We start from the raw sequence: 16,885 nt of genomic DNA, 5'->3' as shown, positions 1-16,885 counted from the left end.
CGATTTCACCGGCGCTTCATGGCGCATCGTTCCGGCTCATGCGCTCGTGCAAAATCGCTTCGAGTTCCGCGATGCGGCGCGTATTGCCATTACCACGCAGCGCGTAAAGCAGCAGGGAAACGTAGAAGACGAAACCACTCGCCATGCCGATGAAATTGCCGAGTTGGAACGCCTTCATCAGTTGCTTATGCGCTTCCTCTCCTCGACCCCAGCCCCACCAATCCGCGGCGAATCCCCACATCAGAAACTGAGGCGCCAAGGCCGAAAGCGAACCCGCCAGCCCTGAGATAAACAAGGCCCACGCCAGACCGCCGCGCTGTCTCAGAAAGACAATCCCGCAAGCCATCAGAAGCGCACTCATCGCCAAACTGTAGAAGCCCCAGAATTGAGCCATGTAAGCACTGGACATGGTCAGGGTTGGGTTTTGCGCTCGAGGTGATCGGCAAGGATGGCTTCGAGTTCCGCGATGCGCTTGGCCTCGCTGAGCCTCCGCAATCCGTAAAGGAGCAGGGCGAGGTGAAATACCAAACTTGCCAGAGCGGAAGCCGCTCCGCTGGATTCCAGAATAGTGAAAAGCTCTCTGCTGCCACTCAGTCCTCCACCCCAGTTCAGCTGATAGACGCCGAGGCTCAGGATGCGGGAGACGCAGCAAGTGATCCCGAGCAACACTGCGGATGCCAACAGGGTTCCCGTGAGGCGGCTGCGCTCCCTGAAGAAGGCAATCCCGGCCCAGATCGTCACGATCATCATGACGACCTGGAAGAATGCCACGAAGAGGGAATAAGAGAAACTTTCAAACATAGGAGGGCATGAGAGATCCTTGGATAACCTCGCACGGATAGCGCTTCTTCCTGGTCTCCGCCAGTTTCTTCGTTCTCTGGTCTTAACTCAGGCGATCCCTGAAATCCTCGTAGCCGAACTCCCGGACGGTCTCCAGCCTGCCATCCTCGTGCTGGAAGACAATTGAGGGATGCGGCACGCCGTTGAAGGTCGTCGTCTTCACCATGGTGTAGTGCGCCATGTCGTCGAAGACGAGGATGTCGCCCGCCTTGAGAGGGCGGGGGAAGGCGAAGTCACCGGTGACATCTCCGGCCAGGCAGGTCGGCCCCCCCAGCCGGTAGAGGTGCTCGCCATCCTCCAGCGCCGGTTGATAGGACTCGCCCTCGAACACCACGGCTGGCTTCGCATCGGAAGTCGCGCCATCCACCAGGAACACATCCGGTCGGTACGGCATCTCTAGTACATCCGGCATGTGCGCCGTGGCGGAGATGTCCAGGATCGCGAGCTTGTGGCCGGCGGATTCGAAGACGTCCAGCACCTCGGCACGCAGCACGCCGGTGTGGATTGCACCCGCTTCGCCCGGTTCCAGCCAGACTTCCACGCCGTATTTCTCCCGGGTCTCGCGCACCAGTCGGATCAGCCGCTCGCGGTCGTAGAAGGGCTTGGTGATCCAGTGGCCGCCGCCCATGTTCAGGTAGGTGAATTGCTCCGAGCGCAGGAGGTGGCCGAACCTCTCGTCCAGCGCCGTCAGCGTCTTCTCCAGATCGTCGGAGTTCTGCTCGCAGAGCGTGTGGAAATGCAGGCCGGACAGTCCCGTGAGATCCACTCCCTCCAGCTTGTCCGCGGTGATGCCGAGACGGGAGCCAGGCACGCAAGGATCGTAGAGCGGGGTGTGGCCGGTCGAGCATTCCGGGTTCACGCGGAGTCCGCAGTGCAGCTCGCCGGATTTGAAGCGCGGGTGCGCCATCACCATGTCCCGGAAGCGGAACCACTGCGACAGCGAATTGAAATCGAGATGGTGCGTGAACTCGCAGAGCTGCCGGATGTCCTCTTCCACATACGCGGGCGAGTAGGTCACCACCTTCTTGCCGAAGTAATCGCGCGCCAGCAACGCCTCCCACAGACCCGAAGCACAGCATCCATCGAGATCCTCCCGGATATACGGGAAGGCCTTCCAACAGGAGAATCCCTTCAGGGCGAGCACGATCCGGCAGCCCGCCGCCGCGGCGGTTTCCCTGAGGATGGCGGAGTTGCGCTTGAGCGCTGCGATAGACACGACGAATGAAGCCACGCCCGAACCATGAACATTGATCGTCGTTCGTCCAATACCGAACCTTGCAGTTTCCATCCGGGGCGGAGATGGAAGGGCCCGTGAAAGTCACGATCTTCGGTCCGGGAAATGTGGGAATGGTGCTGGCGTACACGCTCATGCTGCGTGGCGCGGCACGGGAGATCGTGCTGGTGGGCGCAAACCGGGCCAAGGCGGAGGGCGAGGCCATGGACCTGATGCACGCGCAGGCCTTCCTGCAGGTGCCGGTGACGGTCCGCGCGGGGGATCTGGAGGACTGCGCGGGCAGCGAGGTCGTCGCGATGTGTGCTTCCGTCCCGACACCCGAAGGCCTGACCAGCCGCAATTCGCTCGCGGAAGGGAATGCCGCCCTGATGCGCGATCTCCTGCCGCGGATTGCCGCCGCCGCTCCGGACGCGAAACTCGTAATGGTGTCGAATCCCGTCGACGTCCTCACCTGGCAGGCGCTGGAGCTCACCGGCTTCCCGAAGGAGCGGGTGATGGGCACCGGCACCCTGGTGGATTCGATCCGCTTCCGCGAGATGCTCTCCGCCATGATCGGCATCCATCCGGATGACCTGCGCGCCTACATTCTCGGCGAGCACGGCGAGCATCAGTTCCCGGCGATGAGCGTTGCTCAAGCCGGGGGCGAGAAGATCGATGACACGCCCGAGCGCCGGGCTCTTTGTGACAAGGCCGCCCACGCCGGGATCGAGGTGTTCCGCAAGAAGCGCAATACCTGTTACGCCATCGGTCAGGCGGCCGCCTACATCATCGAGTCGATCCTGCTCAATGAGCGCCGAACTGTTCCTCTAAGCGTGAAGATTGATGGCTTTCTCGGGGTGGATGGCGTTTGCCTCAGCCTGCCGGTCGTTGTCGGCAGCCGCGGGATCGAGCGGATCCTGCATCCCGACCTGAACGCGATGGAGGCGGAGCAATTCCGCACGGCCGCCCGGGCGGTGCGGCAGATCATAGAGGAAGTGTGCTGATTGCACGCGGGCCGGGCCTCGTTTGGTAAGGTCAGGCTGTCATCCTGTCATCACAGGAACCGTAGCCTGCGGTCATTCCGTGATGGCTGGCGGAGATCGGTGGGCGATCTTCGGGAACCGATCCGGGCGCATCCGCTTGCCCCCGTGTTTCGCGGCGATTTTCTCGCGGCGGACTGCTTGAGCCGTGAGATGTTCGGATCGGTACGAACCCGCCTTGTCCGCAGCATCCGTTGTCGATGCCGCATCCTCAAACCCATCGCCCGTCTGCCATCGACCATGAGAATTTCTCTCCGAGGTGCTGTTTTCGCCGTGTCCGCGCTCGCCGCCCTGCCCGCGCTGGCGGAGAAGGTCCTTCTTTTCCCCAATTCCGATTTCGAAGCCGGCACTCTGGAGAACTGGACGGCTTCCGGCACGGCCTTCACCCGCCAGCCCACCTTTGGCGACAATACCGCTGCACGCGGGAACGTGTCTTGCGGCGAACAAGGGAACTACTGGATTGGCACCTTTGAGAATTACGACGGGGTCACGGGCAATCCCGGCGATACTCGTGGCGATGGTGCTACCGGCACCTTGACCTCGCAGGAATTCACGATCACCAAGCGCTACATCACCTGCCGCATCGGCGGCGGGAATCATCCCGGCATCACCGGAGCGAAATTGCTCTGCGAGGGACTGGAGTATGCCATCGGCACCGGCCTGAATTCCGAGGCCATGTTCCCGGCCACCTTCGATGCCGCAGCCTTGCAAGGAAAGCTCGCCCGCATCGTCATCTTCGATCAGGCGACCGGTGGCTGGGGCCATATCAATGCCGATGATTTCGCCGCGAATGACGAAACGGCCGTTCCTCCGGACGGCGCCTTCGCCTTCACCCCCGGCATCCCGAAGGCCAATGTCCCGCCCGTCGGCTATGACCAGCCGCTGCGGCCGCAGTTCCACTTCAGCTCGCGCCGGAACTGGCTGAATGATCCGAACGGCATGGTCTTCGATGGCGAGCACTATCACCTCTTCTTCCAGCACAATCCGCTCGGCACCGGCTGGGGCAACATGACCTGGGGCCACGCGATCAGCACGGACATGCTTCACTGGCGCCAGCTCAATCACGCCCTGCTGCCCTATCAGGTGGATGGCCGCAGCGGCACGATCTACTCCGGCAGCGCGGTGGTGGATCACAATAACAGTCTGGGTGCGCAGGTCGGCTCGCGGAAGACGCTCGTCTCCTTCTTCACCTACGCCAGCGAGCCTTTCTATCAGGCCATGGCCTACAGCACCGATGGCGGGGTGACGTGGAAGTATCACAACCACGGTCGTGCGATCGTGCCGAACCAAGGCTTCGATGCGGGCGAACGCGATCCGAAGGTCTTTTGGCACGAGGCTTCGCAGCGTTGGGTGATGGTGCTCTGGGTCCAGAACAATCCGGGCCGGGTGCGCTTCTTCACCTCCACCAATTTGAAGGACTGGACCTTCGCCTCCGATCTCATGCGGAACTGGGCCTTCGAGTGCATGGACATGTTCCCGCTTCAGGTCGATGGGAATGCCGCCCAAACGAAGTGGGTGATCTACGATGCGAACTTCGACTACGAGATCGGCAGTTTCGATGGCACCACCTTCACCACCGAAATGGGACCCTTCCAAGCGGGCCGCGGAAACTTCTACGCAGCCCAGTCCTTCAATCAGGCACCGAACGGTCGGGTGGTCCAGATCGGCTGGATGAACGGCGGGCCGAACTCCGCCGGGGCTTACGGATTGCCTTACAACCAGCAGATGGGCTTTCCCTGCGATTTGACACTGCGCACCACTCCCTCCGGAGTCCGTCTCTGCGTCTATCCGATTCCCGAGATCAGTTCCTTGGCCACCTCGACCCATCAGGTGACCTCCCAGGCGCTTACTCCCGCGAGCAATCTGCTTTCCGGCGCGGGGAATTTGGATCTCGTGGATCTCTCGCTCGAGTTCAGTCCAGGAACCGCATCGCAGGTCATCATCGATCTGCCGCGCACCTCCGTCCGCTATGAGACGGCCACCGGGGCTGTAAGCTTTACCGGGCTCGACGGGAACCAAGCGGTGGCGATGAACGGAAATTTCATGCCCCGCAATGGACGGGTGAAGCTGCGGCTCCTCTTGGATCGCCTGAGCTTGGAGGCCTATGCCTTTGACGGAGAAGCCTTCGGTTCCCACTATCTCAACCCGAACAACGGTGTGGCAACGCCGTCGCTGCGTTCGGTGGGCGGCGATGCCTTTGTGCATTCTCTCACGGTGAATTCGCTCGCGTCCACATGGACGGCAGAGCCACCGCTTTCCACATCGCTTCAGAATCCGGGTTTCGAGGATGGCATGCCGAGCGGCTCCACCTTCCGCACCACCATCCCCGGTTGGAATCAGTTTGGAGATTGGACGGAGGCAGCGGGTGCTCTTGATGATAGCGGCAATGCTCTGTCGCAAGCGGCGGGCTATCCAGACTTCAATGGACTGGGTGCCGCGTCCCTGCGGGCGAGAAATGGCAGCACCGAGAACCGTGCTGGCATCTATCAGTCCCTCGGTCGTGTTGCGCTGTCGGATCTTGGCAAGACTTACACGCTCACCGCGGACCTCGGTGCCAGGATCAACGATGGAACGGGCAACTACTCTCATTCCGGCGATCTCACGCTGGCCTTCCGGAAGGGTGTGAACGGAGGCATCGGCGGTGAACGCGGCACGCTGTTAGGCTCGGCGGGTGTCCGTAGCATCACTGCGGATGACGCGGCCCTGCCTTCGCTTGCCAGCGTGGCCTTCGCGGGCACTACCGCCACCTTCACTCCGGCGATGGAAGACGTTGGCACGGAAGTTTTCGTGGTGATCGATCTCGGGAATACCGCCGCCAGCGCCTCTGCTACGAATGGGCTGAAGGAGTATCTGGTGGACAATGTCTGGGTTCAATCCGAGGCGGTGCCCTTGCCCGCAGGGCCGATGGCTTATGAGGGTTTCGATTACGAGAATGGCACGAATCTCACGGGCCTGTATGGAGGACACGGTTGGGCAGGTGCTTGGCAGACGATCAATGGCGGCACGGCCGATGTCGTCGCTGGCAGCTTGGTGGCGGGATCTGCCTCGCCCGTTGGCTACGATGATCGCTCGGCGGGGAATAGCAGTTCGCTCCCGAATGGCCGTCGTGTGGGCCGGTCGCTCGACACTTCACCGGCAGGGACCTTCGGCGCACGCGGCTATCTGGATACCGCAGGCCGCATCGGCAAGGATGGCACCACGGTTTATCTCAGCTTCACCCAGCAGCCGAATGGCACGAGCTTGTTCTACGAGTTCGAGTTCCACCGCGATGATCTCGGAGACTCGGGACGCATCGCCGGTATCGGGAACGATGCGGCGGGAACGAATGTGAACCTCCGCGCCCCGAATGGCACGCAGACGCTGATCGGACCGGGCAATACGAACGTGAACTTCTATGTCGTCCGCATCGACTTCAAGCCGGGCAATGACGACGTGTTCGTTTACCGCAATCCTACCACCGCTACAGAGCCCGTCGCTCCGACGCTCACCCGGCTGGCCGCGACCGATATGTCCTTCAACGGGATCTCCTTTGGAGCCTTCGTGAATGGCCGGACGGTGAAGCACGATGAGATCCGGATCGGACGCTCGTGGGCGGACGTCATCGGGGTGGGACCCTATCTGGCATGGAGCAGCTCCAAAGGACTCGATGGCTCACCGGGCAAGGAAGCGGGCTTCGAGGCTGATCCGGATCGCGATGGCATCGCCAACGGGCTGGAGTGGGTTCTGGGAGGGGACCCACTGTCCGGCGATGCTTCCAGCTTGATGACGACGAGCGGCAATTCCACTGCGGGTCTCAGCCTGTCTTTCAGTCGTGATGAGACGACGCCTGGCAGCGCCTCTCTCTGGGTTCAATACGCAAGCACTCTCGCCGGACCCTGGACCTCGGTTCCCGTCAGTCAGTCAGGCGGCTCTTATCCGAATGGTGTCACCGTCGTGATCAACGAAACGGCAAGCCCCGACCAAGTGACCGTGACGATCCCCGCAGGCAATGCATTGAACGGACGACTTTTCGCCCGACTGAGGGCGACCACCCCCTGATAAGACAAGAAACGAGATCAGGACTTGGTGGAGCCCTGTCTCGCCGAAGTTGTTCCGGGCGCAGCTCAGGCCACGACGAAGCCCGCGGCTTGTTCCGGTGTCAGTTCGATGAATTGCCAAGGCAGGCCATGGACATTCAGGTCGGCCATGAAGGAGTCCGGATCGTATTGCTCCATGTTCCAGACGCCCGGCTTGCGCCACTTGCCTTCCAGCATCTGCTTGGCACCGATCATGGCGGGCACGCCGGTGGTGTAGGAGATCGCCTGGCTACCGACTTCGGCGAAGCAGGCCTCGTGATCGCAGATGTTGTAGATGTAGATCGCCTTCGGCTGGCCGTCCTTCACGCCGGTGATGACGTTGCCGATACAGGTTTTGCCCTTGGTCGTTTGGCCGAGCTCGCCGGGATCGGGTAGCACTGCCTTCAGGAATTGGAGCGGAATGATCTCCACGCCGTTGTAGACCACGGGGTCGATGCGGGTCATGCCGACGTTCTGCAGCACTTCGAGGTGCTTCAGGTAGTTCGGCGAGAAGCTCATCCAGAACTGCGCGCGCTTGATCGTCGGGATGTGCTTCACGAGCGACTCCAGCTCCTCGTGATACATGCGGTAGATCTCGTAGGTGCCTACGCCTTCCGGGCAGGTGAAAGCCTGATGCTTGGACATCGGCGCGGTCTCGACGAACTGGCCGTCCTCCCAGTGGCGGCACTCGGCCGTCACCTCGCGGATGTTGATCTCCGGGTTGAAATTCGTGGCGAAAGCCTTGCCGTGGTTGCCTCCGTTCACGTCGATGATGTCCAAGGTGTGGATCTGGTCGAAGTGGTGCTTGAGCGCCCAGGCGGTGAAGACGTTGGTCACGCCCGGATCGAAGCCGGAGCCGAGCAGCGCGGAGCGGTCGGCACCGAGCCACTGCTCGTGCAGCGCCCACTGCCAGGAATATTCAAACTTCGCCACGTCCTTCGGCTCGTAGTTTGCGGTATCGAGGTAATCGACACCGGCGGAGAGGCAGGCCTCCATGATGGTGAGGTCCTGGTAGGGGAGGGCCACGTTGATGACAAGGGTGGCTCCGGTCTTCCGGATCAGCTCGGCCGTTTGAATCGGGTCGTCCGCATCCACCTGGGCGGTCGCGATGTCGCGTCCGGTGCGCTTTTTGACCTCGGCGGCGATCGCGTCGCACTTCGATTTCGTGCGGGAGGCCAAGGTGATTTCACCGAAAACCTCGGGGACCATGGCGCATTTGTGGGCGACGACGCTGCCGACGCCCCCGGCGCCGATGAGGAGAACCTTGTTCATGGGATGTTTGCGGGCAAGGGGTGGGGGAAAGGACGCCCGGGCGCAAGGAAGAAGCCCGCTGCGAATGCGACGGAATTTCCAGACAACTTTTGATTCCCGCGGTGTTTTCTCAGGCGTAGTCCTTTTCCCAGCAACCGCATTGCACTATCCATGAAATACCAAAAGTCCATCCGTCAGCGCGTCGCCGCGGGTTTCACCCTGCTTGAAATGGTCATCGTTCTCGGGATCATCGCCGTGCTTTTGGGTGGTTCCATCGCCTTGATCGGTGGCATCGGCGACGGTGCGAAGCTCCAGCGCGTCGATGCCGACTTCAATGCGATCGGCTCCTCGCTGAAGACCTACAAGCTCAACGCGGGTAACTATCCCACTCAGCAACAGGGACTTGAAGCCCTCGTCACCAAGCCGAGCAGCACCCCGGTGCCGCGCCGCTGGACCAAGATCGCCGATCGCGTCCCGACCGATCCATGGAACCAGCCTTATGGTTACAAGTTCCCGGGCACCAAGGATCCGAGCGAATTCGAACTCTTCAGCCTGGGTAAAGACGGCCAAGCCGGCACCGATGACGATCTCAGCAGCCAAGACGGGAAGTAAGCCGACCGCGCCGGGCTTCACGCTTCTGGAGATCGTCATTGTTCTCCTGGCCATCGCCCTCATCGGGGGTGGGGCCATCGGCATGATGGTCCTTTCGCGGGACGAACGCGTGCTGAGCGAGGCTTCGGGCGATGTCGCCCTTTTGGCCAAGCGGGCCCGGACCCTCGCGGCGCTTCAGCAGCGACCCTATGCTCTCGAATTCTACGCTGGCCGCGTGACCCTGATGCCTTTTGCCGAAGCCGTGCTCGAACCCGAGCAGCGCGAAGCCGCCGCCGCTCGGCTCGCGGCGGAAACCGCGGATGGGGAGCAGCCGGTCGGACAGTTCAACAGTGTCCACGACACTTGGGAAGCCGATGAGGAGATGCAGGTCTTCATCCGGCGCTGGGCCAGCGACATCTGGATCCCGGTCGATGCGAAGAACCGCCAGGTGTGGCGCTTCGATGTCGAGGGTACCTGCGAACCGGTGGGTGTCCGCTTCCAACTCGACAAGAGCTGGGAAGAGGCGGAGTTCCACCCCCTGACCGCCAGCATCCGCGATACCTCCAAGGAAATTTACTGAATGAAACTCCATCCACGCCATGGCCGCGGCATGCGGCGAGCGCCCAGGGGCTTCCTGCTCTTGGAGGTGCTTCTGGCGCTTGGAGTTTTCGCGATGGCCGCCACCGGTTTCGCGATCGCCCTGCACCGGACCGCCGATCTTGCGGGCGCCGCGCAGCGCGAGTTGAGGATCAACCGTCTGCTGGAAAGCGCCTTGGCCCGCGAGATGTCCCAGCCGGTGCTCGAGGAAGGCACCAAATCCGAAGCGGTGGACGAGATGGCGAATGAAGGCATGGAGATCGAGACCACGATCGAGCTCATGCCCGAGATCGAGAACGAGGACGGCCAGCTTCTCCAGGAGATGTACCGCATCGAGGTGGTGGCGCGCTGGTTTGAAAGCGGCGTGTCCCAGGAGCAGATGGCCGAAACCTGGCGCTACTCGCGTCTTTACCAGCCATGAAAGTCGCCGCCCCCGGAACTTCCCGTCGCCGCGGCTTCACCTTGCTGGAGCTGGTGCTGGCCCTTTTGCTGATGTCCCTGCTGGTGGGGATGATTTTCAGCACCTTCTCCGCGAACATGCAGCTCGGCAACGCGGTGATGCAGACCCAGAACGAAGAGGGCGAGCGCAAGGCGATGTTCGAGCTTCTCGGCAAGATGTTCGGGACTCTGCCGGGGAATGCCCGCATGGAGCTGTCCTCCAACGATGCCGGAGCCCAGTATCTCTCGGATCTCACGCTTCAGAATGTCCCGCTCGCCTTCACATGGGGTGGCACCGAGAAGGTGGCGAAGGCTGTCCGTCTTTCCACGGTTCCACGCCGCGACGGCTATCTCGATATCGTGCTCCGCTACTACGAGGAGGAGATCCTGCAAGACAGCGATAATCAGGAGACAAACACCAGCTTGGAGCCCTTTGCGGAGGTGGTTTTGTTGGAGGACGTCCGCACCTTTGAGTGGCAGGTTCTCGATGGCCGCACCATGGAGTGGGCCTACGACTGGGATCTCGTCGGTCGTTTGCCTCTTCAGATGGAACTCACGGTCGCCTTCGGTGCGAACGGGGAGTTCATGAAACAGATTTTCTGGATCCCGCCGAAGCAGGACCCCGAGGTGATGATGCGCCAACTCCAGCAGCAGCAACGCGGCGGTGGGGGTGGCGGCGGCCCAGGAGGAGGCGGTGGCGATGGAGATAAGCCGGATATTCCTCCAATCGAAGTAAAATGAGGTCCACTTCCCACAAGCATCGGAATCGTGGCTCCGCGTTGATCGCGGTGCTGTGGCTGGTTGCGATCCTGGCGATGGCCTCGATGGCGGCGATTCGGGTGGTCTCCTTCGATGTCGATCTGGCGACCGCGCAGATCCACGGTTTCCGGGCCCGGCAGTTGGCGGAGATGGGAATCGCCGTGGGATCGAATCCGGCGGTGAAGCGCACCGATCCGCTGCTGCGCCAAATGTCCGAGGAAAATGGCGAGGGTTTCGAAGTCCGCCTGATCTCGGAAGGCGAGAAGTTCAATATCAATGCCTTGGTCCTCAAACAGGATGAGCAGCTGCTGAAGTCCATGTTCATGGACTGGGGGCTGACCTTGGACGAGGCCCAAGCCGTGACCGATGCTCTGATCGACTGGGTGGACACCAACGACGAGGCCGGTCTGAACGGCGCGGAATCCGAGTGGTACACCGAGCAAGGCCGCCTCAACCAGCCTTTCAATCGTCCCTTCTACAATCTCGACGAGGTCCGCCTGGTGAAGGGGATGGATTATGTGGAAGCCCTCAAACCGGATTGGCGGGACTGGTTCACCATCTGGAGCGGCGGCCAGCTCGATCTGAACGAGGCCCCGGCCGAACTCATCGCCGTGGCCGCGGAAGTCTCCGTGGAGGAAGCCGCGGTGATCCCCGAAACGGTCCGCGGACCGGATGGAATCCGCGAGACCGACGACGACGCCCCTTTCCAGCAACTGGAGCAAGCGCTTGCCCTTCTGGGTGTGGACTCCAGCATGCGCCCCGAAATCACCGCCCGACTGACCGTGAACGATGCCACCCAGAGAATTGAAAGCATCGGCACGGTCGCCGGAGCCAAACGCAAAATCACGGTCATCGTGCGCAACCGCACGGGACGACCGGCGGTTTTGGAACGAACCGAGGAGGTAGTGCCTTGAGCAAACAACAGGAAACAACACTGCTCGTCCCCGGTGCCCGGGGTTGGGAGATCTGGAAGCAGTCGAGCGCCGGAGGTTTTAGCCTCCAGACGGCGGACGGACCATCCCGTGCGTCCGATCTGGGGAATCTGCCCGGCGGAAATCTCGCCATGCTCTTCCCGGTGAGGGGGATGCACGCGCTGCCCTTCAAGGCTTCCAGTGCAGATGAGTCACTTTTCGAGGATCTTTCTGCGATGCATGCCGAGCGTCTCGGCGTGCGGGCCGACCCCATGGCCGGCCAGCTCTCCGATACCTTCGTGGTGAGCAAGGAGGGCGACAGCGCCACCCTGCTCTGCGTGGTGCTCAAATCACCCGGGGATGGCGACCTCCCGCCCCGCAGCCCCAAGGAATTCGACGTTTCTCCCCGCGCCTTCCAGGTCCGTGGCGAGGCGATCGCCGCTTGGGTCGAGTTCGGACGCTGGGTCTTCGCATTCTTCCGGAACTCCAAATTACTCTACTCTCAAGCCACCTCCAGCGCCGGTCCGGCTCCGGATGCGGCCTGCTTGCGCGAGATCCAGCTCGCGCTCGGCCAGCTGGCGATCCAAGGCCTGCCGCTGAAGCCGGAGGCGATCCATATTTGGTCCCCGGACGGGGACGCCGGTTCCGCCGGCAGCCTAGCAAATGGTCTCGGCCTGCCCGGCAAGGTGTCGCCCCGGCCCGAGCCGGTGCTGCCGGATCCGCGCAGCAAGCTGCTGCCTGCCGACGTGCGGGCCGCCCGCCGCGCCCAAGTTGCCCGCCAACAAAAGATGGCGGGCGTGGCTGCCGTGGCGGTCGCCTATCTCGGTGTGGCCGGCTGGTTCGGTTACGGGATCTGGCGCGACCAGCAGAAGATCAAAGGCTACAAGACCCAAGCCGCGCAGATCATGCCGCCGGAGCTCTCTGCCGCCGTGGCGGAGCACAAGATCCTGTGGGCGGAGCTGGAGCCGGTCGTGGACTACAACCGGGCTCCGGTGGAAATCATGTCGCGTGTGGCCAAGGCCATCCCGCCGAACAGCGGCTTGCGGCTGAAGACCGCGGAAGTCAATGCGGGGCAGATCAAGCTGGTAGGGGAGGCTCCCCAAGCCGCTCCGGTCAATACGTTCAGCCTGAACCTCAGCCGGGAATCCGGCAATCTGGGGGAATACGATTGGGATACGCCGCCGCCCTCGAACAGCACCAAGGGCTGGGATTTCGTTTTCACCGGCACGCTGCCCGACACAACTCCGTGAACTACCGACAAGATCCCCTCCGGGCGGTTTTCCCTTTCCGACTCCACGATTCATGAGCGACCGCGAAAAGAAATTAGTCCTGCTCTTCAGCGTCGCGATCTTCGTGCTGCTCAATTTCTTCGCCATTTCTTGGTACCGTGGCTACCGCGCTGGCGTGACCAAGGCCTTGGGTAAGGCGAAAACCTCGGTCGAGGACGCCCGCATCATGGATGCGGATCGCGAGACCAACCAAGGTGAGATGGATTGGCTTGCCGACCACTATCCGGAACCGAAAGCCGGACAGACTGTGCAGACCGAGTTGGAGCAATTCGCCTCGAATCAGGCCACGGCCAACTCGCTGGAAATCAAGCGCCGCAAGATCCTGCCCAGCGACGAAACCGGTCGTTTCCACCGTGCCAAGGTTGAGTTCAACGTGACCGGCAACGAGGCGGCCCTCTACCGTTGGTTGGACCGTCTCCAGATGCCCGATCAATTCCGGGCGATCACCTTCATGCGTCTTTCGCCCGATGCGAAAGACGATACCAAGATCGACTGCACCGTGACCGCCGAGCAGTGGTACGTGCCCTCTTCGGGGGAGGAGCCCGAATCGGTGGAAACTCCGGAACCATAAGGTTTTTCACCAATGCCCTCCATCGCTAACCCCTTTCTCGAGCAATGAAAGCGACTCTGATCCATTTGCTTAGCGCCTTTCTCCTGATCGGCCTGACCTCCGCCGAAGTGCCGCGCAAGCCCTCGAACGCGAGCTACGCCCACCTGTGGAATAACTCTCCCTTCACCTCTAAGCCGCCGGTGGAAAAAGGTCCTGAAGCTATTGAAGCTTTCGCTGACTGGTCGCTCGGTGGCGTGTCGGAAGTCGAGGGGGGCTACATGGTCACTCTCCAGCACAAAAAGAACGCGGGTGAAACCCAAGTGATCCGTCCTTCCGGCACCACAAAGTATTATCCGGACCGAATGGAAGATCTCGCCGCCGGAGCCTCCGGCTCCTTCAAGGTGGATCGCGTGGAATTCGGCAAGAGCAGTTGGATGGACACCGTGGTCCATCTCTCCTCCGGTGGCCGTAGCGGATCGGTTAAGTTCGACGAAAAGACGACGACGCCCAAGGCCTCCGCCGCACCGCAGCAGAACAATCGCCAGCCGAATGTTCAACCGGGCCAGCAACCGAATCCGACCATCCAGCAGCAACAGGCCCAACCCCAGCAGCAGCAAGCCCAACCACCCCGGGTCAACCGTCCGCGCATTCCTCAGCCGGCCCCGCGCCGCTGACCCGACTCTAAAAGAACCCGCCCGAGGCTAGCTCGACTCCTAGCAACTCTCCCGTTTCGCCTTCCTTTTCCCATGTTGCCCAAACCGTCCAACATTCTCGCCGGATTGCTCCTTGCCGGCACGGTGCTCGCCCAGAATCCGGCCGTGCCGCCCCAGCCCGGAAATCCCCAGGCGCCAGCCGGTCCTGCCGGTGGCCCGCAGATTCCGGCCCGTGAGCCGGAGGCTGGCCCGATGCCGAAGGCAATTGACCCCAGCACGGTCAAGCAGCAGGGCTACATCGAGCCGAAGATCGACGGACAGCGGCTCGCCGACATTTACACCGAGCTGACCGGACGACGGGTCACTATCAGCAATGCAGCGCTGACCGCGGAGTTCCGCTTCGTCCAGCGCGGGCCAATCACTTACGGGGAGGCCGCGAAACTGTTGAAGGAAGCAGCGTTGCTCGAAGGCTTCGTGTTCGTGCCGACCGGCGAGAATCACGACCGGCTGATCTACTCGCAGTCGCCGCCGAATGTCCCGTCCCAGCCGCTGGAAACGATCACCGATGCGTCCTTGCTTCCCGAGGGCGAGCAGGTCGTCACCTACGTGATGCCGCTGAAGTACATCAAGCCCCAGGAAATGGAGCGGACCTTCACCGCGGTAGTGCGGCAGCTCGGTAGCTACGGCTCGATCGCCGCGGTTCCGAATGCTTCGTCGATCGTGATCACCGAGAGTTCCTCGCTGATCCGCCGCTTGATCCAGCTCCAGCAGGAGATCGACGTGCCTTCGCAGCAGGTCGCCACGCGCTTTATCAAGGTTCAGTACGCGGATGTTCAAGAGTTGTCCGAGACGCTGAACGAAATTCTCAATACGCAGCAGCAGCAGCAACGCACCGCCGGCACCCAGCGGGTGGGTGCGGCGCCAGCAGCTCCTGCCAATCCGATCCTCGCCCAAGCGGGTGGTGCCGCAGCCGCGGCCGCCGGCGGTGCGGATGGCGGTGGCAGCGCTGGAGAAGACATTCCGATCCAAATCGTCCCGGCTACCCGGACCAACGAGATCTTCGCGATGGGGCGTCCGGTGGACATCGTCTTTGTTGAGACGCTCGTTCGCGGCTTCGACTCGCCGACCGACCAGAAGAACTTCCTGCGCCGGAAACTGAAGTTCCTGGCAGTGGCCGACTTCCTGCCGGTGGCCGAGCAGGCGCTGCAGCGAGCCTTCAGCGGCAATGCCGGCGGAGCCGGTGGTGCAAGTGCCGGTGGCGCGGGTGGCGCAGGCGGCAGCGGCGGAGCCCGGGGTGCCAACTTCGGTGGCGGCAACTCCGGCGGTGGCAATTCCCGGACCTCCGCAACGGGCCGGAACGGCTCCAGCGGTGGCAGCGGCAATAGCTCTTTCGGCGGCGGTAGTTCCTTCGGTGGTGGTGGCGGTGGCGGGACCGGCGGTGGAGGATCCGGCGGTGGTGGCAGCTTGGGCGATCCCGACGTGAACAGCGCTCCGGAATCCCTCTTGGTGGGCCGAACCTTGTTGGTGGCGGACAACATCACCAACTCGATCGTGATCCAAGGCCCGCCGGCGAGCTTGGAAATCATTACCAAGCTGCTCGACGAGATCGATGTGAAGGCGGAGCAGGTCATGATCTCCTGCGTCTTCGGCCAGCTCTCGCTCGGCAAGGATCTCAGCTTCGGCATCGACTATCTCCGGACCTTGGATACCCGCGGGGACAATGCGATTGGTGGCCGTGGCGGCAGCGGCGGCAGCGGCACGGTGATTCCTCTCAACGGCTCGACCTTCGATCCGACCACTCTGGCCTCCACGGCACCCGGTCTGGGTATCTACGGGAAGATCGGTCCCTACATGAATGTCTACCTCAAGGCACTTCAGGCGACCGACAAGTTCAACGTGATTTCCCGCCCGACGGTGTTCATGTCGAACAACCAGAAGGGCACCATCTCCAGCGGTCAGCGCATCGCGGTGCCGACGAACAGCTTCAACAGCGGCACGACCGGCCAGAGCACGAACATCGAATACCGCGATGTGGTGCTGACCCTCGAAGTCATCCCGCTGGTGAATTCGAAGGACGAGGTCACCCTGCAGATCTACCTGCTCAATGACGAAGTGCTCGGCACCCAAGTCATCGAAGGGGTAGGCGAGGTGCCGAACATCGCCACCCGCGAACTGGTGACCACCGTGACGGTGCCGAACAACGAGACCATCGTTCTCGGCGGTCTGATCACCACCCGCGACCGCAAGGTGCGCTCGGGCATCCCGATCCTCAGCCAGATTCCTTGGATCGGTCCGGTCTTCGGACAGACCACGAACGCGGCGGATCGCGAGGAGCTCCTGATCTTCATCCAGCCCCAGATCGTGAACGACGGCTCTTCGCTCTACGAAGCCCAGGCGGACATCGATGCCCGCTATAAGATCGACGAGCAGAACCGCGCATTCATCGACGGCCCGGGAGTGTTGCCAACCAAGGAAACCGCGATCGTGGAAACCAAGGGCAAGAACACGGCCACCGTCACGGAAGCGACCGTAGTGGAGGAAACCACCGAGATCCGTAAGGCCAGCGCCCGCCCGCGGAAGGGCTTCGTGAAGAACCGCTGAAGCGGTTCGTATATACATCGCAGCTTCAAAAAGTGCCGCAGAACCCGTTTCTGCGGCACTTCTCATTCCGGGGCTTGCCAAGGCCGCGCATCGGGCT

At 62.1% G+C, this 16,885-nt stretch carries 15 protein-coding genes; 11 read left to right on the top strand and 4 right to left on the bottom strand.

Features of this window, described 5'->3' with window-relative positions; all coding sequences use genetic code 11:
* Positions 1-16: 16 nt before the first annotated feature.
* From OJ996_RS17810 to nspC, 3 genes are all read right to left on the bottom strand, one after another.
* Positions 17-409 carry a hypothetical protein gene (locus tag OJ996_RS17810; protein WP_264514995.1) on the bottom strand — a complete coding sequence of 131 codons (393 nt, stop codon included), beginning with the start codon at positions 407-409 and terminating at the stop codon, positions 17-19.
* A gap of 2 nt (positions 410-411) precedes the next feature.
* Positions 412-801, bottom strand: coding sequence for a hypothetical protein (locus tag OJ996_RS17805; RefSeq protein ID WP_264514994.1), 390 nt, complete (start codon positions 799-801; stop codon positions 412-414).
* 82 nt (positions 802-883) lie between these two features.
* Positions 884-2,092, bottom strand: coding sequence for a carboxynorspermidine decarboxylase (gene nspC / locus OJ996_RS17800; protein ID WP_425605568.1), 1,209 nt, complete (start codon positions 2,090-2,092; stop codon positions 884-886).
* Between the two features lie 23 nt (positions 2,093-2,115).
* On the opposite strand from nspC, the gene OJ996_RS17795 reads away from it, so the two are divergent.
* Together OJ996_RS17795 and OJ996_RS17790 are read left to right on the top strand one after the other, a co-directional pair.
* Positions 2,116-3,057: a malate dehydrogenase gene (locus OJ996_RS17795; RefSeq protein WP_264514992.1), complete on the top strand. Its 942-nt coding sequence runs from the start codon at positions 2,116-2,118 to the stop codon at positions 3,055-3,057.
* Positions 3,058-3,333: 276 nt separating this feature from the next.
* On the top strand, positions 3,334-7,131 hold the full coding sequence (locus OJ996_RS17790) for a glycoside hydrolase family 32 protein (RefSeq protein ID WP_264514991.1): 3,798 nt from the start codon (positions 3,334-3,336) through the stop codon (positions 7,129-7,131).
* Between the two features lie 65 nt (positions 7,132-7,196).
* On the opposite strand, the gene OJ996_RS17785 is transcribed toward OJ996_RS17790, so the two are convergent.
* Positions 7,197-8,420, bottom strand: a complete 1,224-nt coding sequence (locus tag OJ996_RS17785) for a saccharopine dehydrogenase family protein (RefSeq protein WP_264514990.1) — start codon at positions 8,418-8,420, stop codon at positions 7,197-7,199.
* 150 nt (positions 8,421-8,570) lie between these two features.
* Here OJ996_RS17785 and gspG point away from each other — a divergent pair, with 150 nt between their 5' ends.
* From gspG to OJ996_RS17740, 9 genes are all read left to right on the top strand, one after another.
* The gene (gene gspG / locus OJ996_RS17780; RefSeq protein ID WP_264514989.1) at positions 8,571-9,011 is read left to right on the top strand and encodes a type II secretion system major pseudopilin GspG; all 441 of its coding nucleotides are present in this window, start codon (positions 8,571-8,573) and stop codon (positions 9,009-9,011) included.
* Positions 8,980-9,570 carry a pilus assembly FimT family protein gene (locus OJ996_RS17775; protein ID WP_264514988.1) on the top strand — a complete coding sequence of 197 codons (591 nt, stop codon included), beginning with the start codon at positions 8,980-8,982 and terminating at the stop codon, positions 9,568-9,570. The genes gspG and OJ996_RS17775 overlap by 32 nt, the downstream gene beginning before the upstream one ends.
* Entirely contained in the window at positions 9,571-10,008 is a 438-nt protein-coding gene (locus OJ996_RS17770) for a hypothetical protein (protein ID WP_264514987.1), read from the top strand.
* Positions 10,005-10,766 (top strand): prepilin-type N-terminal cleavage/methylation domain-containing protein, encoded by a 762-nt coding sequence (locus tag OJ996_RS17765; protein WP_264514986.1) that lies wholly within the window; start codon positions 10,005-10,007, stop codon positions 10,764-10,766. The genes OJ996_RS17770 and OJ996_RS17765 overlap by 4 nt, the downstream gene beginning before the upstream one ends.
* Complete coding sequence (locus OJ996_RS17760) at positions 10,763-11,698, top strand: type II secretion system minor pseudopilin (protein ID WP_264514985.1); 936 nt, start codon at positions 10,763-10,765, stop codon at positions 11,696-11,698. Before OJ996_RS17765 ends, OJ996_RS17760 begins: the two co-directional genes overlap by 4 nt.
* Positions 11,695-12,945, top strand: a complete 1,251-nt coding sequence (locus OJ996_RS17755) for a PilN family protein (RefSeq protein WP_264514984.1) — start codon at positions 11,695-11,697, stop codon at positions 12,943-12,945. Before OJ996_RS17760 ends, OJ996_RS17755 begins: the two co-directional genes overlap by 4 nt.
* A gap of 52 nt (positions 12,946-12,997) precedes the next feature.
* Positions 12,998-13,555, top strand: a complete 558-nt coding sequence (locus OJ996_RS17750) for a hypothetical protein (protein WP_264514983.1) — start codon at positions 12,998-13,000, stop codon at positions 13,553-13,555.
* A gap of 44 nt (positions 13,556-13,599) precedes the next feature.
* On the top strand, positions 13,600-14,208 hold the full coding sequence (locus OJ996_RS17745; RefSeq protein WP_264514982.1) for a hypothetical protein: 609 nt from the start codon (positions 13,600-13,602) through the stop codon (positions 14,206-14,208).
* 72 nt (positions 14,209-14,280) lie between these two features.
* Positions 14,281-16,788 carry a type II secretion system protein GspD gene (locus OJ996_RS17740; protein WP_264514981.1) on the top strand — a complete coding sequence of 836 codons (2,508 nt, stop codon included), beginning with the start codon at positions 14,281-14,283 and terminating at the stop codon, positions 16,786-16,788.
* The last annotated feature ends 97 nt before the right edge of the window (positions 16,789-16,885 follow it).

It is taken from the genome of Luteolibacter rhizosphaerae, assembly GCF_025950095.1.
GTDB lineage: Bacteria > Verrucomicrobiota > Verrucomicrobiia > Verrucomicrobiales > Akkermansiaceae > Haloferula > Haloferula rhizosphaerae.
This window is presented reverse-complemented; position numbering and strand designations above follow the sequence as displayed.